General features: G+C 70.3%; 19 protein-coding genes and 1 tRNA gene. 17 read left to right on the top strand and 3 right to left on the bottom strand.

The features are described 5' to 3' along the window. The first annotated feature begins 1,580 nt into the window (after positions 1-1,580). The 7 genes from ACSHXN_RS13070 to ACSHXN_RS13040 all read left to right on the top strand — a co-directional run bounded on the left by ACSHXN_RS13070 (position 1,581) and on the right by ACSHXN_RS13040 (position 7,640). The gene (locus tag ACSHXN_RS13070; protein ID WP_383358335.1) at positions 1,581-2,138 is read left to right on the top strand and encodes an NUDIX hydrolase; all 558 of its coding nucleotides are present in this window, start codon (positions 1,581-1,583) and stop codon (positions 2,136-2,138) included. Between the two features lie 56 nt (positions 2,139-2,194). After that, positions 2,195-2,503, top strand: a complete 309-nt coding sequence (locus ACSHXN_RS13065) for a DUF2469 domain-containing protein (protein WP_003993268.1) — start codon at positions 2,195-2,197, stop codon at positions 2,501-2,503. A gap of 85 nt (positions 2,504-2,588) precedes the next feature. Continuing rightward, positions 2,589-2,981: a YraN family protein gene (locus tag ACSHXN_RS13060; protein ID WP_355131845.1), complete on the top strand. Its 393-nt coding sequence runs from the start codon at positions 2,589-2,591 to the stop codon at positions 2,979-2,981. Further along, the gene (locus ACSHXN_RS13055; RefSeq protein WP_438303149.1) at positions 2,981-4,606 is read left to right on the top strand and encodes a YifB family Mg chelatase-like AAA ATPase; all 1,626 of its coding nucleotides are present in this window, start codon (positions 2,981-2,983) and stop codon (positions 4,604-4,606) included. The genes ACSHXN_RS13060 and ACSHXN_RS13055 overlap by 1 nt, the downstream gene beginning before the upstream one ends. Next, positions 4,603-5,781, top strand: a complete 1,179-nt coding sequence (gene dprA / locus ACSHXN_RS13050; RefSeq protein ID WP_356111007.1) for a DNA-processing protein DprA — start codon at positions 4,603-4,605, stop codon at positions 5,779-5,781. Before ACSHXN_RS13055 ends, dprA begins: the two co-directional genes overlap by 4 nt. Positions 5,782-6,053: 272 nt before the next feature. Next, on the top strand, positions 6,054-6,896 hold the full coding sequence (whiG, locus tag ACSHXN_RS13045) for an RNA polymerase sigma factor WhiG (protein ID WP_220292158.1): 843 nt from the start codon (positions 6,054-6,056) through the stop codon (positions 6,894-6,896). Positions 6,897-7,082: 186 nt separating this feature from the next. Continuing rightward, positions 7,083-7,640 (top strand): TetR/AcrR family transcriptional regulator, encoded by a 558-nt coding sequence (locus tag ACSHXN_RS13040; RefSeq protein ID WP_355131904.1) that lies wholly within the window; start codon positions 7,083-7,085, stop codon positions 7,638-7,640. A gap of 35 nt (positions 7,641-7,675) precedes the next feature. Here ACSHXN_RS13040 and ACSHXN_RS13035 read toward each other — a convergent pair whose 3' ends face one another. Further along, positions 7,676-8,287 (bottom strand): M23 family metallopeptidase, encoded by a 612-nt coding sequence (locus ACSHXN_RS13035; RefSeq protein ID WP_355131848.1) that lies wholly within the window; start codon positions 8,285-8,287, stop codon positions 7,676-7,678. Between the two features lie 273 nt (positions 8,288-8,560). Here ACSHXN_RS13035 and rpsB point away from each other — a divergent pair, with 273 nt between their 5' ends. The 5 genes from rpsB (at position 8,561) to ACSHXN_RS13010 (ending at position 13,299) form a co-directional block, all read left to right on the top strand. Then, positions 8,561-9,499, top strand: coding sequence for a 30S ribosomal protein S2 (gene rpsB, locus ACSHXN_RS13030; protein WP_356294941.1), 939 nt, complete (start codon positions 8,561-8,563; stop codon positions 9,497-9,499). Between the two features lie 168 nt (positions 9,500-9,667). Continuing rightward, positions 9,668-10,504 carry a translation elongation factor Ts gene (tsf, locus tag ACSHXN_RS13025; protein ID WP_355131850.1) on the top strand — a complete coding sequence of 279 codons (837 nt, stop codon included), beginning with the start codon at positions 9,668-9,670 and terminating at the stop codon, positions 10,502-10,504. A 192-nt stretch (positions 10,505-10,696) separates the two neighbouring features. Next, positions 10,697-11,455: a UMP kinase gene (pyrH, locus tag ACSHXN_RS13020; RefSeq protein WP_355131851.1), complete on the top strand. Its 759-nt coding sequence runs from the start codon at positions 10,697-10,699 to the stop codon at positions 11,453-11,455. 162 nt (positions 11,456-11,617) lie between these two features. Next, positions 11,618-12,175: a ribosome recycling factor gene (gene frr, locus ACSHXN_RS13015; RefSeq protein WP_059129097.1), complete on the top strand. Its 558-nt coding sequence runs from the start codon at positions 11,618-11,620 to the stop codon at positions 12,173-12,175. After that, positions 12,175-13,299, top strand: a complete 1,125-nt coding sequence (locus ACSHXN_RS13010; protein WP_355131852.1) for a phosphatidate cytidylyltransferase — start codon at positions 12,175-12,177, stop codon at positions 13,297-13,299. Before frr ends, ACSHXN_RS13010 begins: the two co-directional genes overlap by 1 nt. Before the next feature lie 97 nt (positions 13,300-13,396). Here the strand turns inward: ACSHXN_RS13010 and ACSHXN_RS13005 are convergent, their stop codons facing one another. Further along, entirely contained in the window at positions 13,397-13,603 is a 207-nt protein-coding gene (locus tag ACSHXN_RS13005; protein WP_355131853.1) for a hypothetical protein, read from the bottom strand. A gap of 673 nt (positions 13,604-14,276) precedes the next feature. Here ACSHXN_RS13005 and fdh point away from each other — a divergent pair. The 5 genes from fdh to selB all read left to right on the top strand — a co-directional run bounded on the left by fdh (position 14,277) and on the right by selB (position 23,304). Then, positions 14,277-17,570: a formate dehydrogenase gene (gene fdh / locus ACSHXN_RS13000; protein WP_438303145.1), complete on the top strand. Its 3,294-nt coding sequence runs from the start codon at positions 14,277-14,279 to the stop codon at positions 17,568-17,570. Further along, entirely contained in the window at positions 17,567-18,586 is a 1,020-nt protein-coding gene (locus ACSHXN_RS12995; RefSeq protein WP_355131855.1) for a 4Fe-4S dicluster domain-containing protein, read from the top strand. Before fdh ends, ACSHXN_RS12995 begins: the two co-directional genes overlap by 4 nt. Further along, a complete protein-coding gene (gene nrfD, locus ACSHXN_RS12990) occupies positions 18,583-19,593 on the top strand; it encodes an NrfD/PsrC family molybdoenzyme membrane anchor subunit (RefSeq protein WP_356113599.1) in 1,011 nt (336 codons plus the stop codon). Before ACSHXN_RS12995 ends, nrfD begins: the two co-directional genes overlap by 4 nt. A 541-nt stretch (positions 19,594-20,134) precedes the next feature. Continuing rightward, positions 20,135-21,517: an L-seryl-tRNA(Sec) selenium transferase gene (gene selA / locus ACSHXN_RS12985; protein ID WP_356113596.1), complete on the top strand. Its 1,383-nt coding sequence runs from the start codon at positions 20,135-20,137 to the stop codon at positions 21,515-21,517. Between the two features lie 2 nt (positions 21,518-21,519). Further along, positions 21,520-23,304 carry a selenocysteine-specific translation elongation factor gene (selB, locus tag ACSHXN_RS12980; protein WP_438303143.1) on the top strand — a complete coding sequence of 595 codons (1,785 nt, stop codon included), beginning with the start codon at positions 21,520-21,522 and terminating at the stop codon, positions 23,302-23,304. A gap of 14 nt (positions 23,305-23,318) precedes the next feature. On the opposite strand, the gene ACSHXN_RS12975 is transcribed toward selB, so the two are convergent. Then, positions 23,319-23,411: transfer RNA gene (locus ACSHXN_RS12975), tRNA-Sec, on the bottom strand. Between the last annotated feature and the right edge of the window lie 94 nt (positions 23,412-23,505).

Here is a 23,505-nt window from a genome sequence, read left to right as displayed (position 1 = left end):
GAGAGAGAGAGAGAGAGAGAGAGAGAGAGAGAGAGAGAGAGAGAGAGAGAGAGAGAGAGAGAGAGAGAGAGAGAGAGAGAGAGAGAGAGAGAGAGAGAGAGAGAGAGAGAGAGAGAGAGAGAGAGAGAGAGAGAGAGAGAGAGAGAGAGAGAGAGAGAGAGAGAGAGAGAGAGAGAGAGAGAGAGAGAGAGAGAGAGAGAGAGAGAGAGAGAGAGAGAGAGAGAGAGAGAGAGAGAGAGAGAGAGAGAGAGAGAGAGAGAGAGAGAGAGAGAGAGAGAGAGAGAGAGAGAGAGAGAGAGAGAGAGAGAGAGAGAGAGAGAGAGAGAGAGAGAGAGAGAGAGAGAGAGAGAGAGAGAGAGAGAGAGAGAGAGAGAGAGAGAGAGAGAGAGAGAGAGAGAGAGAGAGAGAGAGAGAGAGAGAGAGAGAGAGAGAGAGAGAGAGAGAGAGAGAGAGAGAGAGAGAGAGAGAGAGAGAGAGAGAGAGAGAGAGAGAGAGAGAGAGAGAGAGAGAGAGAGAGAGAGAGAGAGAGAGAGAGAGAGAGAGAGAGAGAGAGAGAGAGAGAGAGAGAGAGAGAGAGAGAGAGAGAGAGAGAGAGAGAGAGAGAGAGAGAGAGAGAGAGAGAGAGAGAGAGAGAGAGAGAGAGAGAAAAAAAAAAAAAAAAAAAAAAAAAAAAAAAAAAAAAAAAAAAAAAAAAAAAAAAAAAAAAAAAAAAAAAAAAAAAAAAAAAAAAAAAAAAAAAAAAAAAAAAAAAAAAAAAAAAAAAAAAAAAAAAAAAAAAAAAAAAAAAAAAAAAAAAAAAAAAAAAAAAAAAAAAAAAAAAAAAAAAAAAAAAAAAAAAAAAAAAAAAAAAAAAAAAAAAAAAAAAAAAAAAAAAAAAAAAAAAAAAAAAAAAAAAAAAAAAAAAAAAAAAAAAAAAAAAAAAAAAAAAAAAAAAAAAAAAAAAAAAAAAAAAAAAAGAGAGAGAGAGAGAGAGAGAGAGAGAGAGAGAGAGAGAGAGAGAGAGAGAGAGAGAGAGAGAGAGAGAGAGAGAGAGAGAGAGAGAGAGAGAGAGAGAGAGAGAGAGAGAGAGAGAGAGAGAGAGAGAGAGAGAGAGAGAGAGAGAGAGAGAGAGAGAGAGAGAGAGAGAGAGAGAGAGAGAGAGAGAGAGAGAGAGAGAGAGAGAGAGAGAGAGAGAGAGAGAGAGAGAGAGAGAGAGAGAGAGAGAGAGAGAGAGAGAGAGAGAGAGAGAGAGAGAGAGAGAGAGAGAGAGAGAGAGAGAGAGAGAGAGAGAGAGAGAGAGAGAGAGAGAGAGAGAGAGAGAGAGAGAGAGAGAGAGAGAGAGAGAGAGAGAGAGAGAGAGAGAGAGAGAGAGAGAGAGAGAGAGAGAGAGAGAGAGAGAGAGAGAGAGAGAGAGAGAGAGAGAGAGAGAGAGAGAGAGACGGGCTTCGAGGCGCTCGGCCCGATCTCCTCGCCCGGACCCCTGCGGCTGATCTTCGGCGTGATCGTGGCCGGCGCGGTGCTGGTCATGGCGGGCGCGGCGTTCGGGGCGATCGCCGACCGCGCGGGCCGCAGGCGCAGCGCCCCGCGGACGGAGCTGGCCGGTGTCCGCTGAGCCGACACCGCTCTCCGGTCCTCCGGCCGCCGAGCCGGGCGCGCACGACGGGTACGCGGGGGGACTGCGCAAGGTGGCCAGAGTGGTGCTCCTCGACGCGCAGGACCGCATTCTGCTGCTCCATGGGCACGAGCCGGACGATCCCTCGGACGACTGGTGGTTCACCCCCGGTGGCGGTGTGGAGGGCGACGAGACACGTGAGCAGGCCGCCCTGCGTGAGCTGGCGGAGGAGACCGGCATCACCGATGTCGAGCTCGGACCGGTGCTGTGGAAGCGCAGGTGCTCGTTCCCGTTCGCAGGCCGCCGCTGGGATCAGGACGAGTGGTACTACCTCGCCCGCACGACCGGGACGGGCCGGGCCACGGCCGCGCTGGGCCTGACGGAGCTGGAAAAACGCAGTGTCGCCGGAGCACGGTGGTGGTCGTGCGGAGAACTGGCCGAGGCGCATGAGACGGTGTATCCGAAGAGACTCGCCGAGCTGCTCCGCATGCTGCTCGACGAAGGTCCCCCGGCCGGCCCCGCAATCCTCGACACAGAAATCGTCTAGAGGCGCACGGGACTGGCGCACAATGGTGGGATCGCACGGCTGAAGGGGAACATGCCATGAGCGCCGAGGACCTCGAGAAGTACGAGACCGAGATGGAGCTGAAGCTCTACCGGGAGTACCGCGATGTCGTCGGTCTGTTCAAATACGTGATCGAGACCGAACGGCGCTTCTACCTCACCAACGACTACGAGATGCAGGTGCACTCGGTGCAGGGCGAGGTGTTCTTCGAGGTGTCCATGGCGGATGCCTGGGTCTGGGACATGTACCGGCCTGCCCGCTTCGTGAAGCAGGTGCGCGTGCTCACGTTCAAGGACGTGAATATCGAGGAGCTGAACAAGAGCGACCTGGAGCTCCCGAGCGGCTGACGGCCGACGCCGTCCCCGGGAGGGTGACGAAGTTGTCCACAGCCTCCGGGTTGTCCACCAAGATCCACTCTGCGGAGGCGGATGCGTGACGGTTGGCACCGGAGGTGGTGCCGACATGAACGCACGAGGTGCACTCGGCAGGTACGGCGAGGATGTGGCGGCCCGACGGCTGACGGCCGCGGGGATGACGGTCCTGGAGCGCAACTGGCGCTGCGGCAGGAGCGGCGAGATCGACATCGTGGCCAGGGACGGCGACGCCCTGGTCGTGTGCGAGGTCAAGACACGCCGGGGCGGCCGCTTCGAGCACCCGATGGCCGCCGTCACCCCCGCGAAGGCCCACCGGCTGCGCGGTCTCGCCGAGCGCTGGGTCCAGGCACACGGAGGGGCGCCCCCGGGAGGGGTGCGCATCGACCTCGTCGGCGTCGTCCTGCCCGGGCGCGGTGCCCCCGTGGTGGAACACGTCCGGGGGGTGGCGTGATGGGGTTCGCACGCACCTGCTCCGTGGCACTGGTCGGTGTCGAAGGCGTGGTGGTCGAGGTCCAGGCCGACCTCGAACCGGGCGTGGCCGCGTTCACCCTCGTGGGCCTGCCGGACAAGAGCCTCACGGAGAGCCGGGACCGCGTACGGGCGGCCGTGGTGAACTCGGGCGCCGACTGGCCGCAGAAGAAGCTCACCGTCGGCCTCAGCCCCGCGTCCGTGCCGAAGGGCGGCAGCGGTTTCGACCTCGCCGTGGCCTGCGCGGTGCTCGGAGCGGCCGAGCGGATCGATCCCCGGGTGCTCGCCGACATCGTGATGATCGGCGAGCTGGGCCTGGACGGGCGGGTCCGGCCCGTGCGGGGCATTCTCCCGGCGGTACTGGCCGCGGTGGACGCGGGATACGAACAGGTGGTCGTGCCGGAGTGCGCCGCCGCGGAGGCCTCGCTCGTCCCCGGCGTGTCCGTGCTCGGCGTCCGCAGTCTGCGCCAGCTGATCGCCCTGCTCGCCGACGAGCCCGTACCCGAGGAGGAGCCGGACGAGCGCGGCCGCCCCGATCCGCTCCTCGCGGGCCTGCGGGTGCCGGGCAGCGGGTCCGCCACGGGGATGCACAGCCTCGGCGCAGCGCAGCACGACCAGGGCCACGATCTCTCCGACGTCGTCGGCCAGACCTCGGCCCGCACGGCGCTGGAGGTCGCCGCGGCCGGCGGGCACCACCTGTTCCTGGAAGGACCACCGGGCGCCGGGAAGACGATGCTCGCCGAGCGGCTGCCCGCCCTGCTGCCGCGACTCAGCAGGCAGGAGTCCCTGGAGGTCACCGCCGTGCACTCGGTGGCCGGCCTGCTTCCCGCCGGCAAACCCCTGATCGACGTCGCCCCCTACTGCGCCCCGCACCACTCGGCCACCATGCAGGCACTGGTGGGCGGAGGCCCCGGCACCGCCCGCCCCGGGGCCGTGTCCCTGTCCCACCGCGGGGTGCTCTTTCTGGACGAAGCGCCGGAATTCACCGGCCAGGCCCTGGACGCCCTGCGCCAGCCCCTGGAGTCCGGGCACGTGGTGATCGCCCGCAGCGCGGGGGTCGTGCGCTTCCCGGCGAGATTCCTCATGGTGCTCGCGGCCAACCCCTGCCCGTGCGGCCGCTTCTCCCAGCGCGACACCCTGTGCGAGTGCCCGCCCTCGGCCGTCCGCCGTTACCAGGCCCGGCTCTCCGGCCCACTGCTGGACCGGGTGGACCTGCGCGTCGAGGTCGACCCGGTCACCCGTGCCGAGCTCACCGAGCGCGACACACGGGGCGAGTCCACCGCGACGGTCGCCGGCCGGGTCCAGGAGGCCAGACACAGGGCGGCGCTGCGACTGGCCGGCACCCCCTGGGGGACGAACAGCGAAGTGCCGGGACGGGAGCTGCGCAGCCGCTGGCATGCGGCGAGCGGCGCCATGGACGAGGCGGAGCGGAGTCTGGAGCGCGGTGTGCTCACGGCCCGGGGGCTCGACCGTGTGCTGCGGGTGGCCTGGACCGTCGCGGACCTCGCGGGACACGACCGCCCCGACGTGACGGACGTGGCGCTCGCCCTGCAACTGCGCACCGGAGTGCCCCGGGGTGTGCCGATGGCCATCGGGGCCCCGGCATGAGCGGGGACGGCGCCGCGCACGGGAGCGACCTCCCGGACGGTGAGCGACTCGCCCGGGCCCTGCTGACCCGGGTCGTCGAACCGGGCGACGAGGTGGCGGGCCGCTGGCTGCGGGAGTGGGGTCCGGAGGAACTGGTCCGGCGGCTGCGCGAGGGCGGGAGACCGCTCCCCGGAGCCACGGGGAAGCGGTGGGCCGGGATGCGGGCGCGGGCCTCCCGGGCCGAGCTCCGGCGCGACTGGACCTCGGCCAGGGAGGCGGGGGTGCGGTTCGTGTGCCCGGGAGCGGCCGAGTGGCCCGCTCAGCTCGACGATCTGGGGGACGCGCGGCCCGTCGGCCTCTGGGTACGCGGTTCACCCAATCTGCGGATGTGGGCCCTCAAGTCCGTCGCGGTCGTGGGCGCCCGCGCCTGTACCGAGTACGGGGCGCATGCGGCGGCCGCCCTCGGGGCGGGACTCGCGGAGCGCGGCTGGGTGGTCGTCTCGGGTGGGGCGTACGGCGTGGACGGGGCCGCCCACCGGGGGAGCCTGGCGGCGGGCGGGGCCACCGTGGCCGTGCTGGCCTGCGGAGTGGACCGGGCCTACCCCCGCGGGCACACCGAGCTCATCACCAGGATCGCGCAGCAGGGACTGGTCGTGGGCGAGCTGCCGCCCGGTGATCATCCGACGCCCAGCAGGTTTCTGCTGAGGAACCGGGTGATCGCGGCCCTCACCCGGGGCACCGTGGTCGTCGAGGCGGCGTACCGCAGCGGCGCCCTGGTCACCGCCCGGGCGGCGCAGCGGCTCGGCAGGTTCACCATGGGTGTGCCCGGTCCGGTCACCAGCGGGCTCTCGGCGGGCGTCCACGAACTGCTGCGGGGGGAGGCGGTGCTCGTCTCGGACGCCGCGGACGTCGTGGAGCTGGTGGGCGGCATCGGTGAACTCGCCCCGGACCGGCGCGGCCCCGTACTGCCCCGTGACCTGCTCGAACCGGCCGCCCAGCGGGTGCTGGCCGCGCTGCCGGGCGGCACCGCGGCGACGGTGCCCGATATCGCGAGCGGCGCACAGACGACCGAGGAGGACGCGGTCGCGAGGCTGTACGAACTCCGATCACTTGGTTTTGTCGAACGACACGACGACGGCTGGAAGTTGACACGCCAGGCCGTGACCGCGGCCCGGCAAGATCGCCGCCAGTGTTGACCGACCGTGTTCGGCCGTCCGGGCGATCCCCCGACAGCCTTGGTTATTACCGTAGTTGACCCTTTCCGGCGATCACACAGGGCGACGACCGGGTCTCCGTGACGGGGCCCGCCGAGCCTGTTCGCGCACGGGTGATCCCTTCCCCTTCGCACACTGCGACACCGCAGTCACGCTACGCTCACGAGGATTCCGACTCAGACAGGCAACTCGACATCAGACCGACAGCTCGCCCAGGCAGCACCGGTTCACAGCAGAACGGCACAAGGCGACGAATGCCCCAGCACACCTCCGGGTCCGACCGGGCGGCGATTCCCCCAGCCGCCCGTGACGGCGGCAGCGTGCGCCCGCCCGCTCCCTCGACACTCGACGAATTGTGGCGGTCGTACAAGGAGACGGGGGACGAGCGGTTACGGGAGCAGCTGATCCTGCACTACTCGCCGCTGGTGAAGTACGTGGCCGGGCGGGTGAGCGTAGGGCTGCCGGCCAATGTGGAGCAGGCGGACTTCGTGTCGTCGGGGGTCTTCGGGCTGATCGACGCGATCGAGAAGTTCGACATCGACCGGGAGATCAAGTTCGAGACGTACGCGATCACGCGGATCCGGGGCGCGATGATCGACGAGCTGCGGGCGCTGGACTGGATCCCGCGGTCGGTCCGGCAGAAGGCGCGCAGCGTGGAGCGGGCGTACGCGACCCTGGAGGCCCGGTTGCGGCGGACGCCGTCCGAGGCCGAGGTGGCCGAGGAGATGGGGATCGGAGTCGAGGATCTCCATGCCGTCTTCAGCCAGTTGTCGCTGGCGAACGTGGTGGCGCTGGAGGAGCTCCTCCATGTGGGGGGTGAGGGGGGCGATCGGCTGAGCCTGATGGACACCCTCGAGGACACCGCCGCGGACAACCCGGTGGAGGTCGCCGAGGACCGTGAGCTGCGACGGTTCCTGGCCCGGGCGATCAACACGCTGCCCGAACGGGAGAAGACCGTCGTCACCCTGTACTACTACGAAGGGCTCACCCTCGCCGAGATCGGCAATGTGCTGGGAGTGACCGAGAGCCGGGTGAGCCAGATCCACACGAAGTCCGTGCTGCAGCTGAGAGCCAAGCTGGCCGGCTTCGGGCGCTGAACCGGGCGGCGCGGTGCGCGCTCTGTGGACAGGGAGAGCGGCGCGGTGGGCGCGCCCTGCGGAGACGATCCGTGCAGGTCCTCGCGGCGGACGGGACACGTGTCCGCGGCATGTGGTGGGAGCGCCTCCCGTCCGGGGCGGACGGTCCGTACAGTGGTTGACGTGCCAAGGATTCGAGCGGCCTCCGTGGCCGAGCACCGATCGATGCAGCGAGCCGCCCTGCTGGACGCGGCACGGTCCCTTCTGTCCGAGGGCGGTACGGAGGCGCTGACCTTCCCGGCTCTCGCCGAACGGACGGGTCTGGCGCGGTCCTCCGTGTACGAGTACTTCCGCTCCCGCGCGGCCGTCGTCGAGGAGCTGTGCGCGGTCGACTTCCCCGTATGGGCGGCGGAGGTCGAGGCGGCCATGGCGGTGGCGGACGGGCCCGAGGCCAAGATCGAGGCGTACGTACGGCGGCAACTGGCGCTGGTGGGGGACCGTCGGCACCGGGCCGTGGTGGCCATCTCCGCGAGCGAGCTCGACGCCGGGGCGCGCGAGAGGATCCGGGCGGCGCACGGCGGACTCGTGGCGATGATCGTCGATGCGCTGGCCGGTACGGGACACCGTGAGCCCCGCCTGGCGGCGATGCTGCTCCAGGGTGTGGTCGACGCGGCCGTCCGGCGTATCGAGCTGGGTGCCGCGGAGGATCCGGAGGCCATCACCGAAGCGGCGGTCGCGATGGTCCTGCGGGGTGTCAGGGGCTGAGCGCATCCCGGGGTGCGGCACCGGCGGACAGCGCCTCAAGGCCGTCTCCGGGGCAACGGCACCTCGTTCAGCGGCAACAATCGCGAGGGCCCGGCCCGCAGCAGCCACGGCGGCAGCAGGGCCAGCGGATCCAGATACGCCTCCCCTCTGCGCAACCCCCAGTGCAGGCAGGCGCGCGGGCAATGGGCGGCCGGCGGTTCCAGCACGCCCAGCTCTCCGCCGGCCACCACCTCGTCGCCCTCGCCGACCGACGCGCGAACGGGCTCGTACGTCGTACGCAGCGGAGGATCGCCCGTGTCCGCCAGATCGACCGAGACCACGCCTCGTCCCGCCACCCGCCCCGCGAACACGACCCGGCCCGCGGCCACCGCCCGCACGGGATCGCCGGGCTGCGCCGCCAGGTCCACGCCCCGGTGACCGGGACCGTACGGACCCGGCGGCGGGTCCCAGCCCCGGAGGATCGCGGGGCGCTGCCCCACCGGCCACCCCCGGGCGACGGCGGGCACGGGATCGCCGGCGGCCGGCGGGGGCGACGTGGCCGGACGCCGCCAAGCCGACGTACCCGCCCAGGCCACCGGGGTCAGTACGCACAGCGTCATCACCAGCAGTACCGCGGACCACGTCCGTGCGCATCGTTTCGCTCGCATGGGAGAAACGGTCCCGGATCACGGGTGATCTTGGCCGGATCTGTGGACAACTGCCGGGTTGTGGACAGCGGCGTCATCCGCCGCTCCGCATGTCCCGTACACTTCTTATGGCGACCCGGGCCACCGGGTCGACTTCGCACGCCCCGACACCGGGCCCTTACGCAGCCGGTGTCAGCGCCCCTCGGTCCCCAGTGGCACGGCGCATCGCGGGCGTCAGGCGCGGGTGTCATCCGGCACCCGCGGCACAACCGAGAAAACTCAAGGAGAACGGCCATGGCCGTCGTCACGATGCGGGAGCTGCTGGAGAGCGGCGTCCACTTCGGTCACCAGACCCGTCGCTGGAACCCGAAGATGAAGCGCTTCATCTTCACCGAGCGCAACGGCATCTACATCATCGACCTGCTCCAGTCGCTGTCGTACATCGACCGCGCCTACGAGTTCGTCAAGGAGACCGTCGCCCACGGCGGCACGGTCATGTTCGTCGGTACGAAGAAGCAGGCGCAGGAGGCCATCGCCGAGCAGGCCACCCGCGTCGGCATGCCCTACGTCAACCAGCGCTGGCTGGGCGGCATGCTCACCAACTTCTCGACCGTCTACAAGCGTCTGCAGCGCCTCAAGGAGCTCGAGCAGATCGACTTCGAGGACGTCGCGGCCTCCGGTCTGACCAAGAAGGAGCTCCTGGTCCTCTCCCGCGAGAAGGCCAAGCTGGAGAAGACCCTCGGTGGTATCCGCGAGATGCAGAAGGTGCCCAGCGCCGTCTGGATCGTGGACACCAAGAAGGAGCACATCGCGGTCGGCGAGGCCCGCAAGCTCAACATCCCGGTCGTCGCCATCCTCGACACCAACTGCGACCCCGACGAGGTCGACTACAAGATCCCGGGCAACGACGACGCCATCCGCTCCGTCACCCTGCTCACCCGTGTGATCGCCGACGCCGTCGCCGAGGGCCTCATCGCCCGTTCCGGTGTCGCCACCGAGGGCAAGGGCGAGAAGGCCGCGGGCGAGCCGCTCGCCGAGTGGGAGCGCGACCTGCTCGAGGGTGAGAAGAAGGCCGAGGAGGCCCCCGCCGCCGAGGCTGCGGCTCCCGAGGCCGCCGCCGAGACGCCGGCCGCCGAGGCTGCGGCCGAGACGCCGGCTCCCGAGGCTGCGGCCGAGACGCCGGCCGCCGAGGCTGCCGCCGAGACCCCGGCCGCCGAGGGCGAGCAGGCCTGACCTCAGGCCGTTCGGCTGAAGTGAGGGCGGGTGGCGCCGACCGCGCCACCCGCCGTTCACCCGCAGCCCGTAGATCTTCGTAGCCCGTAGATCCTTGGCGGACGCCCGCCCAAGCCGCAGCGGCCGCCGACTTCGAGACTTCGAACTCCGAGAAGAGATTCACAGATCATGGCGAACTACACCGCCGCCGACGTCAAGAAGCTCCGTGAGCTCACCGGCGCCGGCATGATGGACTGCAAGAAGGCGCTGGACGAGGCCGAGGGCAACGTCGAGAAGGCCGTCGAGGCGCTGCGCATCAAGGGCCAGAAGGGCGTCGCCAAGCGCGAGGGCCGCTCCGCCGAGAACGGCGCCGTGGTCTCCATCATCGCCGACGACAACTCCTCCGGTGTCCTCGTCGAGCTGAAGTGCGAGACCGACTTCGTCGCCAAGGGTGACAAGTTCCAGGCCGTCGCCACGGCGATCGCCGAGCACGTCGCCAAGAGCTCCCCGGCCGACCTCGAGGCCCTGCTCGCCTCCGAGATCGAGGCCGGCAAGACCGTCCAGGCGTTCGTCGACGAGGCCAACGCCAACCTCGGCGAGAAGATCGTCCTGGACCGCTTCGCGCAGTTCGCCGACGGCTTCGTGACGGCGTACATGCACCGCACCATGCCCGACCTGCCCCCGCAGATCGGTGTCCTTGTCGAGCTCGACAAGCCGAACGCCGAGATCGCCAAGGGCGTCGCCCAGCACATCGCCGCCTTCGCGCCGAAGTACCTCTCCAAGGAGGAGATCCCGGCCGAGGTCGTCGAGTCCGAGCGCCGTATCGCCGAGGAGACGACCCGCGCCGAGGGCAAGCCCGAGGCCGCGATCGCCAAGATCGTCGAGGGTCGTCTGAACGGCTTCTTCAAGGACGCCACCCTGCTCGGCCAGCCGTACGCGCTGGACAACAAGAAGTCCGTCCAGAAGGTTCTGGACGAGGCGGGTGTCACCCTGAAGCGCTTCACGCGCATCAAGGTCGGCATCTGAGTCCGTACCGCGATCGACGGGCGACCCCGATAGGGTCGTAAGCAGTCGTCCGTGCAGTTCGCGTATGCCGTCCCGCACGCACGCGTGACGGACGACAGCAGATCTGACGAGGAGGCCATTGCCGCGCATGGGATGCGAACCACACCCCACCGGCAATGGCCTTCTTCGTATGTGCACCACGAGGAGATCTTCATGACCACCAAGGCCGAGAAGAGCGACGACGGCAAAGTACGCGGCCGTTTTCTGCTGAAGCTGTCCGGGGAGGCGTTCTCCGGCGGGACCGGACTCGGCGTCGACCCCGACGTGGTGCACGCCATCGCCCGTGAGATCGCGGCCGTGGTGCGCGACGGTTCGCAGATCGCCGTCGTCATCGGCGGCGGCAACTTCTTCCGCGGGGCCGAGCTTCAGCAGCGCGGCATGGACCGTGCCCGTTCCGACTACATGGGCATGCTCGGCACGGTCATGAACTGCCTGGCCCTCCAGGACTTCCTGGAGAAGGAGGGCATCGACTCGCGGGTGCAGACCGCCATCACCATGGGCCAGGTCGCCGAGCCGTACATTCCGCTGCGTGCCGTGCGCCACCTGGAGAAGGGCCGCGTGGTCATCTTCGGCGCCGGTATGGGCATGCCGTACTTCTCGACCGACACGACCGCCGCCCAGCGTGCCCTGGAGATCGACGCCGAGGCGTTGCTCATGGGCAAGAACGGGGTGGACGGGGTCTACGACTCCGACCCGAAGACCAACCCCGAGGCCGTCAAGTTCGACTCGCTCAGCTACGGCGAGGTCATCACCCGGGACCTCAAGGTCGCCGACATGACCGCGATCACGCTGTGCCGGGACAACAAGCTGCCCATCCTGGTCTTCGAGCTCCGGGCGGAGGGCAATATCGCACGGGCCGTCAAGGGTGAGAAGATCGGCACACTCGTGGGTGAGCAAGACAGCCGGAACTGACCGGCGGGCAGACCTGTTCGGGGCGAACCCCGTCCGGACGACGGACCCTGACCGGGGGATGGACAATGGTCTACCGGTCCGGAACCGTGCAGGAAGAAGACGCGACGCAACCGGCCGCCGCCCACGGATGCCGGGCCTACTCAAGACACGCAGGAGCAAGTGGTGATCGAAGAGACCCTCCTCGAGGCCGAGGAGAAGATGGAGAAGGCCGTCGTGGTCGCCAAGGAGGACTTCGCCGCGATCCGCACCGGTCGTGCGCACCCGGCGATGTTCAACAAGATCGTGGCCGACTACTACGGCGCACCGACGCCGATCAACCAGCTGGCCTCGTTCTCCGTGCCGGAGCCGCGCATGGCCGTTGTGACGCCCTTCGACAAGAGTGCGCTGCGCAACATCGAGCAGGCGATCCGCGACTCCGACCTGGGCGTCAACCCGAGCAATGACGGCAATATCATCCGTGTGGTGTTCCCCGAGCTCACCGAGGAGCGCCGCCGCGAGTACATCAAGGTCGCCAAGGGCAAGGGCGAGGACGCCAAGGTCGCGATCCGCTCCGTGCGTCGCAAGGCCAAGGACGCCATCGACAAGCTCGTCAAGGACGGCGAGGTCGGCGAGGACGAGGGCCGCCGTGCGGAGAAGGAGCTCGACGACACCACCGCGAAGTACGTCGCGCAGGTGGACGAGCTGCTCAAGCACAAGGAAGCGGAGCTTCTCGAGGTCTGATGAACGACTCTTCCTGGGGGGCGCCGCCACAGACCGGGTACTGGGGACCCGCCGACCAGGGGCCGGCTCACGGTCCCGGCCCGGCGGGTTCCGCGTACGATGCGCATGACGCCCAGCAGACTCGCCCCATGCCCATCGTGCCCGAGGTACCCGCACCCGCCGGTGACCAGGATGACGGCCGGGGGGCCGCTCGGGTGAGCGGCCCCTTGTTCCGAGACGAGACGCTGCAGGCGCCGTCCCACTGGGCGGTACCTGAGAATCCGGAGCCCATGCCCGACGCCCCACAGCCGGCGCCCGCGCCGCAGAAGAAGAGCGCGGGCCGCGACCTGGGTGCGGCCATAGGGGTCGGCGTCGGGCTCGGCATCGTGATCGTGGCGTCACTGTTCATCGTCAAGGCTGTTTTCGTCGGCGTCGTGGCGGTCGCCGTGGTGGTTGGCCTGTGGGAGTTGACGAAGCGGCTCGAGGAGCGCAAGGGCATCAAGGCGCCCCTCGTACCGCTTGCGGTCGGCGGTGCGGCGATGGTCGTCGCCGGCTATGTGCGCGGTGCCGAGGGCGCCTGGGTGGCGATGGCGCTGACGGCGCTCGCGATCCTCGTCTGGCGCATGACGGAGCCACCGGACGGCTATCTCAAGGACGTCACGGCGGGCCTCTTCGCCGCCTTCTACGTGCCCTTCCTGGCCACGTTCGTGTCCTTGATGCTGACGGCGGACGACGGCCCGCGGCGCGTTTTGACCTTCCTCGTGCTGACGGTCGTCAGCGACACCGGCGCCTACGCGATCGGCTGGCGCTTCGGCAAGCACAAGCTCGCGCCGCGCATCAGCCCCGGCAAGACCCGCGAGGGACTCATCGGTGCGGTCACCTTCGCGATAGTGGCGGGCGCGCTGTGCATGCAGTTCCTGATCGACGGCGGCTCCTGGTGGCAGGGCCTGCTGCTCGGTCTCGCGGTCGCGGCCAGCGCCACACTCGGCGATCTGGGCGAGTCCATGATCAAGCGTGATCTCGGCATCAAGGACATGGGCACGCTGCTGCCGGGACACGGCGGCATCATGGACCGCCTCGACTCGCTCCTGCCGACGGCGCCCGTGGTGTGGCTGCTGCTCGTCCTCTTCGTCGGCAACGGCTGACGGATCGTTCCGCACGCCGCTGACCCACGCTGCACGGTCGAGAGGCCCGCCGTCCACGGGACGGCGGGCCTCTCACGTTCACCCGCGGTCGGTTCGGTCATTCCGGCCATACGTCCGGCCCGCCCCCGCGCCACTCGATCAGATCCGACGTCCGTGCGTCGACGTCCTCGAGTCCCGCCCGTCTCAGGAACTCCTCGACGTCCCGGGGCTCCTGGGCCAGACCGAGGTTCACCGCCTCCACCGTCACCCGGCGTCCGCCGTCCGGCGACGGCGGATGCACCACCACAGGTCGCTTTGGGGACATGCCCACAGGATCATCCGTCCCTTCCCTGACATGTATCCGGGCACCGTGTCACGGCAGCCGCGTGACCGTGGCCCCTTTCCTGGATCCGAGCGTGGATCCGAGCGCTGTGTCCGTCCGCGGCGCGCGCCCGCCGGAGCTCGCCGCCGCGGTGCGTCGAGCGCCGGATCGGGCGGGCCGCCGACGGACCGGCCGCGCTCGGTCACGGTCCGGCAGCCGCCCACCGGCCCCGCTCGATCGGCCGCTCCCACGGGTTCGACCGGGCCGGAAGCGCCGGCGCCTGCCGGATCACTGCACGAGGTGCGAAGTGCCGTGGGGTGGGGCGAGCCGGTGAGTATTCGCTCATGTATTCGATTCTAGCTCTCTGTCTCATCGGTACCACGGGCCCCCTGAGCGGGATCCGTCTCCCGGCCCGTCTGCCGGAGGGCGGCCGCTTCGACCTGCTCGGACGCCCGGGGCGTCAGGCGTGGTGACCGGCGTCGCCGGGCCGGGATGCCGAGCGGTGCCGACGGCCACGATGCCGACCAGGGCGGTGGTCAGGGCACGCCGACCACCGCCGACGGCTTGCTGGTCGGCGTAGCTGCCCGCCCGGTCCGGGGTGTGCCGGACTTGCGGGCGGCCGTCCGGCCGGTAGCGTCGACAGCAGGCGGGGGCCACCGCACGAAGGAGCAGGCGGATGGGCGTGAAGCGCTGGATCGAGGCCTGGCCCGTCTACCGGCAGCTCACCGGGACGGACCCGCTGGGCCGGGGCAAGGCCGCACAGTCTGCCCGCTCGGCCGGGCTCACCTCGCGTACGGAGAGCGCCGACCGGGTGGCCGGCTCGGTGTGCCCGTACTGCGCCGTGGGCTGCGCGCAGCGCGTCTTCGTCAAGGACGGGAAGGTCGTCCAGATCGAGGGCAACCCGGACAGCCCCATCTCCCGCGGCCGTCTGTGCCCGAAGGGCTCGGCAAGCAAGCAGCTGGTCACCGGTCCGCAGCGGGAGCAGCGCGTGCTCTACCGCCCGCCGTACGGCACCGCCTGGCAGGAACTGGACCTGGACGCGGCCATGGACATGGTGGTCGACCGGGTGCTCGACGCGCGGCGCAAGGGCTGGCAGGACGCCGACGCGGACGGCAGGCCGCTGCGCCGCACGATGGGTCTGGCCAGTCTCGGCGGGGCGACGCTGGACAACGAGGAGAACTACCTCATCAAGAAGTTGTTCACCGCCCTGGGCGCCCTGCAGATCGAGAACCAGGCCCGTATTTGACACTCCGCCACGGTTCCCGGTCTGGGAGCCTCGTTCGGACGTGGCGGTGCCACCGACTACCAGCAGGACCTGATCAACTCCGACTGCATCATCATCATGGGCTCCAACATGGCGGAGGCCCACCCGGTCGGGTTCCAGTGGGTCATGGAGGCCAAGGCACGCGGCGCCAAGGTCATCCACATCGACCCGCGGTTCACCCGGACGAGCGCGCACGCCGACCAGCACGTCACGCTGCGGGCCGGCACCGACATCGCGTTCCTCGGTGGAGTGATCAACCACATCCTCACGCACGACCTGGACTTCCGGGAGTACGTGCGGGCGTACACCAACGCGCCCTTCCTGCTGAGCGAGCGGTACCAGGACACCGAGGATCTGGACGGGCTGTTCAGCGGCTACGACCCGCAGACCGCGTCCTACGACGCGTCGAGCTGGTCCTATGCGAGCACCCCCATGGAGGAGCAGCCGGGCCATCACCTCAAGGAGGTGTCCGCCCCCTACCAGCACGGCGCAGGCGGGCCGTTCATAGAGGGGGCCGCGGGCGGCATCGAGTCCGACCCCGCGCTGGAGCACCCGCGCTGTGTGTTCCAGGTGCTCAAGCGGCACTTCTCCCGCTACACCCCCGAGATGGTGGAGCGGATCTGCGGTGTTCCGCAGGAGCTGTTCCTCGAGGTGTGCCGGGCCTGGACGGAGAACTCGGGCCGGGAGCGCACCACCGCACTGGTGTACAGCGTGGGCTGGACCCAGCACTCGGTGGGCGCCCAGTTCATCCGGGCCGGTTCGATCGTCCAGCTGCTGCTGGGCAACATCGGGCGCCCGGGCGGCGGGATCTTCGCGCTGCGCGGCCACGCCAGCATCCAGGGCTCCACGGACGTGCCCACGCTGTTCAATCTGCTGCCGGGTTACCTGCCGATGCCGGACACCACGCACGAGGACCTGGCGACCTATCTGGACGGGGTGCGCGGCCGGGGCCAGAAGGGGTTCTGGGGCGCCGCCGACGCCTACATGGTCTCGCTGCTCAAGGAGTACTGGGGCGACGCCGCGACGGCGGAGAACGACTACTGCTTCGACTACCTGCCCCGGATCAACGGCGACCACGGCACCTACCGCACCGTGATGGACATGGTCGACGGCGGCAAGGTCTTCGGCTACTTCCTCCTCGGACAGAATCCCGCCGTCGGCTCGGCACACGGCCGACTGCAACGCCTGGGCATGGCGAACCTCGACTGGCTGGTCGTGCGCGACCTCGCCATGATCGAGAGCGCCACGTTCTGGAAGGACGCTCCGGAGATCGAGACCGGGGAGATCGTCACCGAGAAGTGCCGCACCGAAGTCTTCTTCTTCCCCGCGGCCTCGCACGTGGAGAAGGCCGGCACCTTCACACAGACGCAGCGCATGCTCCAGTGGCGTGACCAGGCCGTCGAACCGTCCGGGGACCAGCGGTCGGAGCTGTGGTTCTTCCACCAGCTCGGGGTGCGGCTGAAGGAGCGGCTGGCCGGTTCGACCGACGAGCGCGACCGCCCCGTGCTGGACCTGGCCTGGGGCTACGAGACGGAGGGCGACGAGCCGTCCCCGTCGGACGTGCTGCGCCACATCAACGGCATCGACCTGCGCACCGGCCGGACGGTCGACGGCTATCTCGACCTCAAGGCCGACGGCACCACCGCCTGCGGCTGCTGGATCTACAGCGGCGTGTACGCGGGCGAGACCAACCAGTCCCGCCGGCGCACCTCCCGCTTCGAGACGGGCCCGTACGACGCCGAGTGGGGCTGGACATGGCCCCTCAACCGCCGTGTGCTGTACAACCGCGCCTCCGCCGACCCGCAGGGGCGGCCGTGGAGCGAGCGGAAGAAGCTGGTCTGGTGGGACGCGGAGGCCGGTGAGTGGACCGGCCACGACACCCCCGACTTCGAGAAGAACAAGCCGCCGGACTACAAGGCCCCGGACGGGGCGTCGGGCGTCGAGGCGCTCGACGGGGACGACGCGTTCATCATGATGCGCGACGGGAAGGGCTGGCTGTTCGCCCCTGCCGGGCTCGCCGACGGCCCGCTGCCCACGCACTACGAGCCGCACGAGTCGCCGGTGCGCAACCGGCTCTACGGACAGCAGGGCAACCCGGTGCGCAAGGTCTACGGGCGTCCCGACAACCCCTCCAACCCCGCCCCGCCCGAGGCGCACTTCGAGGTGTTCCCGTTCGTGTTCACCGCGGCGCGGCTGACCGAGCACCACACGGCGGGCGCGATGAGCCGGCAGCTGCCCTACCTGGCGGAACTCCAGCCGGAGTTGTTCGTGGAGGTCTCGCCGGAGCTGGCGGTCGAGCGCGGACTGCGGCATCTGGACTGGGCCCATGTGATCACCAGCAGGACCGCGGTCGACGCGCGCGTCGTGGTCACGGACCGGATGGCGCCACTGCGCGTCGACGGCAGAGTGGTGCACCAGGTGTGGATGCCCTACCACTGGGGCCAGACCGGGCTCACCAAGGGCGACGTGGTCAACGACCTGATCGGCGTGGTGGCCGACCCGAACGTCTTCATCCAGGAGAGCAAGGTGCTGACCTGCGACGTGCGTCCCGGGCGGCGCCCGCGGGGACCGGCCCTGCTCGAGTACGTCGCGGACTACCGGCGCCGGGCGGGCATCACGACGGAGACCGGCACCCGCATAGCGACGGCCGGCGGCCACGTCGAGCGTGCGCACATCGAACCGGACCGGCCCGAGGAGCCGTCATGACAGCCGAGAACAGCTTCTACGGGCCGCTCGCGGATCCCGCCGGGGACGCCGGCCACCGCGAGCATCCGCCCCGGATGGGCTTCTTCACCGACACCTCCGTGTGCATCGGCTGCAAGGCGTGCGAGGTGGCCTGCAAGGAGTGGAACGGCATCCCCGAGGACGGCATCGACCTGCTGGGCATGTCCTTCGACAACACCGGCATGCTGGGCGCGAGTTCCTGGCGGCACGTCGCCTTCATCGAGCAGGAGCGCCCGCTCGGCCGGCAGGACGCGGGTCTCGCCGACCTGCCCGTCGGGCCGTCCAGCACCGAGGAGGCGGAGGAGGTGGTCGCGGACGCGCTGGAGGTCGCGAGACGAGGCGGCGGCGACCTCGGCACGGCACCGGTGGAACTCGGCTTCCCCTCCTTCGATCTCCCCGGTGCGGGCACGGGCACGGAGACCCGTACCCAGTTCCGCTGGCTGATGTCCTCCGACGTGTGCAAGCACTGCACGCACGCCGGATGCCTGGACGTGTGTCCCACCGGCGCCCTGTTCCGCACCGAGTTCGGCACGGTCGTGGTGCAGCCCGACATCTGCAACGGCTGCGGCTACTGCGTGTCGGGCTGCCCCTACGGCGTCATCGACCGGCGCCCCGACGACGGCCGGGCCTGGAAGTGCACCATGTGCTACGACCGGTTGCGCGACGGGCTGGAACCGGCCTGCGCCAAGGCCTGCCCGACCGACTCCATCCAGTTCGGCCCGCTGGACGAGCTGCGCCGGAGTGCGGACCGGCGCCTTTCGGCCCTGCACGAGGCCGGGGTGGCCGAGGCCCAGCTCTACGGCCGCGACCCCGAGGACGGCGTGGGCGGCGACGGCGCGTTCTTCCTGCTGCTCGACGACCCGGAGGTGTACGGGCTGCCGCCGGACCCCGTCGTGCCGACCCGCGACCTGATGTCGATGTGGAAGCACGCGGGTGCGGCGGCGGCGGCGCTGCTGGCCGTCTCGGCGGCGGTCTTCGTGCGCGGGGGACGACGGTGAGCCGCGACGGGGCCGTGCGGCAGGGCCGCGGCGGCCGGGACGACGACGGGAGCCGCGAGCGGTCCATGGTGCCGAGGGCGACGTTCCGCTCCTACTACGGGCGTCCGGTCCTCAAGCCGCCGGTGTGGGAGTGGAAGATCCCCGCGTACCTCTTCACCGGCGGGCTGTCGGCCGGAGCCGCGCTGCTGGCGGCCGGCGCGGACCTGACGAGCCGTCCCGAACTGCGCAGGACCGCACGGGTCGGCGGTTTCGCCGCCCTGCTCGCGAGCATGTACCTGCTGGTCGCGGACCTCGGCAGGCCCGAGCGCTTCCACCACATGCTGCGGGTCGCCAAGCCGAGTTCGCCGATGTCCGTCGGCACGTGGATCCTCGTCGCGTACGGGCCCGGCAGCGCACTGGCGGCCACCGCCGAGGTGCTGCCCGCCGCCGTGCGCGGCACGCTGCCCGGGCGGCTGCTGCGACGGGCCGCGCGCCCCGCGGGCCTGTCCGCGGCCGTCTTCGCCCCCGGGGTCGCCTCGTACACGGCGGTCCTGCTGTCGCAGACGGCCGTGCCCGCGTGGCACGACGCCCGTCGCGAACTGCCGTTCGTCTTCACCGGCTCCGCGGCCGCCAGTGCCGCCGGTCTCGGCATGCTGACGGCACCGGTGGCCGAAGCCGGGCCGGCGCGGCGGCTCGGTGTCGTCGGCGCGGCGGCCGAGATCGTCGCGTCGCGGCTCATCGACCGGCGGCCGGGCCTGGTGACGGAGGCGTACACCACCGGCCACCCGCACCGCCTGCGCAAGGCCTCCGAGTACCTCACCCTGGGCGGCGCGGTCACCGCGCTGACCCTCGCCCGCCGCAGCCGCGTCGCCGCCGCCGTGGGCGGGCTGGCCCTGATGGCGGGCAGCGTCCTGCAGCGCTTCGGCACGTTCGAGGCGGGGGTGACCTCCACGAAGGACCCGTCGTACGTGGTGGAACCGCAACGCCGTCGTCTCCAGGCCCGCCAGGAGGGCCGGGACGAGGAGTGACGCGGGTGCGGTGCCGGTGCGGGTGCCCGCGCCCCGCGTATTCGACCGCCTGCTCTGTCGGGCATGCGGGCGGGGCGAGGCACGGGCACGGCCCGCGGCCCGCCACCTCCGGAAGGACCGGCGGCGCCGCCTCCACGTCTGTTACGAGGGCCGAGAGGGGAGTGACGCGGGCGTGGGCGCACCCGCGCCGCGCGTTCGACCGGCCGTCCCGTCGGCATGGCAGGCGGAGTCCGGGGCGAGGCACGGGCACGGACCGTCGCCGGAGAGGTCCGGAAGGGAGCGAGCGCCGGTCCGCCACGAAGGCCACGGCGAGGAGCGACGCGGACGGCGGTGCCCGTGCGCTCGACCCGCCGTCCCGACAGGCACGCGGGGAGGGCCGGGACGAGGCACGGTCAAGGCCCGTCGCCCGCCAGGTCCCGAACGGACCGCGCGTCGTCGCCCGCGCGCCGGACGGCCGTCACCCGGTGTGGCGCACACCCCGCCGGTCACCGCGGCCGTAATCTGACGGGGTTTCAGCAGGGTCAGAGCGAGGGTGCACGAGATGGACCGCGACCACGCCTCCGCCGGACGGGTCCCCGCCGCGCACACGGTCCCGGACGTGGACGAACGGCGGCGGCTGCCGCGCACCGATGTGCTGCTGGCCGATCCCCGGCTCGCCGCGGCGGCGGAGCGACTGGGGAGAGGGCTGGTCAAGGACGTGGTCACCGGGGTGCAGGCGCGGGCGCGGGCGGGTGAGGTGCCCGTCGGCGAGGTCGCCGACCACGCGGTCGCCGCCCTGCCCGCGACCGCGTGCGCGCTGCGTCCGGTGATCAACGCCACCGGGGTCCTGCTGCACACCAATCTGGGCCGGGCCGCCCTCTCCGCCGCGGCGCGGGAGGCGGTGCTGGCCGCCTCGGGCACCACCGACGTCGAACTCGATCTCGCCACCGGCGCCCGCTCCCGACGGGGCCGCTCCGCACTGGACGCCCTGCTGCGCGCCGTGCCGGCCGCCGAGGCCGCTCACGTGGTCAACAACGGCGCGGCCGCCCTGGTACTGGCCGCCACCGCCCTCGCCCGGGGGCGCGAGATCATCGTCAGCCGCGGTGAGATGGTGGAGATCGGGGACGGCTTCCGCCTGCCGGACCTGCTGGTCTGCACCGGCGCCCGGTTGCGGGAGGTCGGCACGACCAACCGCACCACACCCGCCGACTACGCCGCGGCCGTCGGCCCCGACACCGGCTTCGTCCTGAAGGTGCACCCCTCCAACTTCCGCGTCACCGGCTTCACCCGGGAGGCGTCGGTGGCCGAACTGGCCGCGCTCGGTGTGCCCGTGGTGGTGGACATCGGCTCGGGACTGCTCGCCCCGGATCCGGTACTGCCGGGGGAGCCCGACGCGGCGAGCCGGCTGCGCGCCGGGGCGTCCCTGGTCACCGCCAGCGGAGACAAGCTGCTCGGCGGACCGCAGTGCGGACTCGTGCTGGGCGACGCCGAGTCGGTGCGCAGGCTGGCCCGGCACCCGCTGGCCCGCGCGCTGCGCGTGGACAAGCTGACGCTCGCGGCCCTCGAGGCGAGCGTGCGCGGCCCCGACACGCCGACGCGGACCGCGCTGCACGCCGATCCCGCAGGGCTGTGGCAGCGCGCCGAACGCCTCGCCGCCGCGTTGCGCGCGGACGGCATCGACAGCCGTGCCGTCGGCACCGACGCGGTGGTCGGCGGGGGCGGCGCACCCGGGGTGACGCTGCCGAGCGCGGCAGTGTCGCTGCCCGCCGGGTACGCGGCCCCGCTGCGGGGCGCGGACCCCGCCGTCATGGCCCGCGTCGAGGAGGGCCGCTGCCTGCTGGACCTGCGGGCGGTGCCGGAGGATGCCGACGCGGCCCTCGCCGTGGCGGTGCGCCGGGCGGCGGTCCCGCAGGAGGCGCCGGTCGTGCCGGGAAGGGGGGCCTGACGGTGCACGTCGTCGCCACCGCGGGCCACGTCGATCACGGCAAGTCGGCGTTGCTGCGCGCACTGACCGGCATGGAGCCCGACCGCTGGGAGGAGGAGCGGCGCCGGGGCATGACGCTCGACCTCGGCTTCGTGTGGACGCGGCTGCCCGGTGCGGGCGACCTCGCCTTCGTGGACGTACCGGGCCACGAGCGCCTGGTGGGCAACATGCTGGCGGGCGTGGGCCCGGCCCCCGCCGTCCTCTTCGTCGTCGCCGCCGACCGGGGCTGGCAGCCGCAGTCCGAGGAGCACCTGGCCGTCCTGGACGCCCTCGGGGTGCGGCACGGCGTGCTCGCCGTGTCCCGCAGCGACCTCGCCGATCCGGAGGCGGCCCGTGATCAGGCACTGGCCCGGATCGCCGAGTCCTCCCTCGGCAAGGTGCCCGCCGTGGCCGTCAGCGCGGTGACCGGCGCGGGCCTCGACGCACTTCGTACGGCCCTGGGCCGGCTGGCCGGCGAGCTGCCCGAGCCCGACCGCGACGCGGACGTCCGCCTCTGGGTGGATCGCGCGTTCACGGTGCGGGGCCGCGGCACCGTCGTCACCGGCACCCTCGGCGCGGGCACCGTGCGCGTCGGCGACCGGCTCCGACTCGCCCGCGACGGCGCGGTGCTGCGGGTGCGCGGCCTGGAGTCCCTGAAGGAGCCGCGGGAGGAGGCCGGCGCGGTCGCCCGGGTGGCGGTCAATGTGACCGGGCCCGGCGCCGGGGGCCTGCACCGCGGGGACGCACTGCTCACTTCGGACCGCTGGCTGACGACCGACACCCTGGACGTACGGCTGCGGGGCGACCCGGCCCGCGAGCTGCCGCGTGAACTGACCCTGCACGTGGGTTCCGCCGCGGTGCCGGTGACGGTCCGTCCGCTCGGTGAGGACACCGCGCGGCTGCGGGCGGCCGTGCCGCTGCCGCTGCGGGTCGGCGACGCCGCGCTGCTGCGCGACCCCGGACGGCACCGCGTTCCGGCGGGGATCACCGTGCTCGACGTCCGTCCACCGCGCCTGACACGGCGCGGCGCGGCGGCCGCCCGCGACCGGGAGCTGCGGGCGGCGCAGGGGGCCGCCGACGAGGCGGGGGAGCTGCGCCGCCGCGGTCTGGTCCGCCGCTCCGAGCTCCTCGCCATGGGGGTGCCGCCGGCGGCCGATCCCGTTGCCGGGGAATGGCTGGTGGACCCCGCGCACTGGCAGGAGCTGCGCGAGCGGCTCGCTCGCGTCGTCGAGGACCACGCCGCCCGCAACCCGCTCGAGCCCGGCATGCCGCTGGAGGCGGCACGGCAGGCGCTCGGCCTGCCCGAACGCGCGCTCGTCGAGGCGCTGCTGGAGCGGTCGCCGGGGCTGCGCCACAGCGACGGCCGCCTCTACGGCAGCCGTGCCCGTCCCGCGCTGCCTGCCCGGGCCGAGGCCGCCGTCGAGGCGGTCCGCGCCGATCTCGCCCGTGCGCCGTTCCGGGCACCGGAGGCCGAACGGCTGCGCGAACTCGGTCTGACGCCCAAGCTGCTGGCGGCCGCCGAGGCGGCGGGCGAACTGCTGCGGATCGGTGAGGGCATCGTGCTGCTGCCGGGGGCGGACACACGGGCCGCGGCCGTGCTGGCGCGGCTGGCGCAGCCGTTCACCGCGAGTCAGGCGCGCCGCGCGCTGGACACCACGCGCCGGGTCGTGATCCCGCTGCTGGAGTACCTGGACGAGCACGGTCGCACCGTCCGCGTGGACGGCGCGCTGCGCCGTTGCCGCGCGATGGGCGGCTCGGGCGACGGGTGACGCGGACGGGACGGCGGAGACGGACGGGAATCGAACCCGCCTGCCCGAGTTGCTCGGACACCTCGGTTTTGAAGACCGGGAGGGCCACCAGGCACCTTTACGTCTCCCCGCAGGCCGTCGTCGCGGGCTCGCCCCGGCCACGCCCATCGAACCCGCGCCCCCAGGGCGTGTCAACGCGCCACACGGCGCGACCTCCCAGGT

Origin of the sequence: Streptomyces sp. HUAS TT11, from assembly GCF_051553595.1 — a bacterium.
Lineage (GTDB): Bacteria > Actinomycetota > Actinomycetes > Streptomycetales > Streptomycetaceae > Streptomyces.
This window is presented reverse-complemented; position numbering and strand designations above follow the sequence as displayed.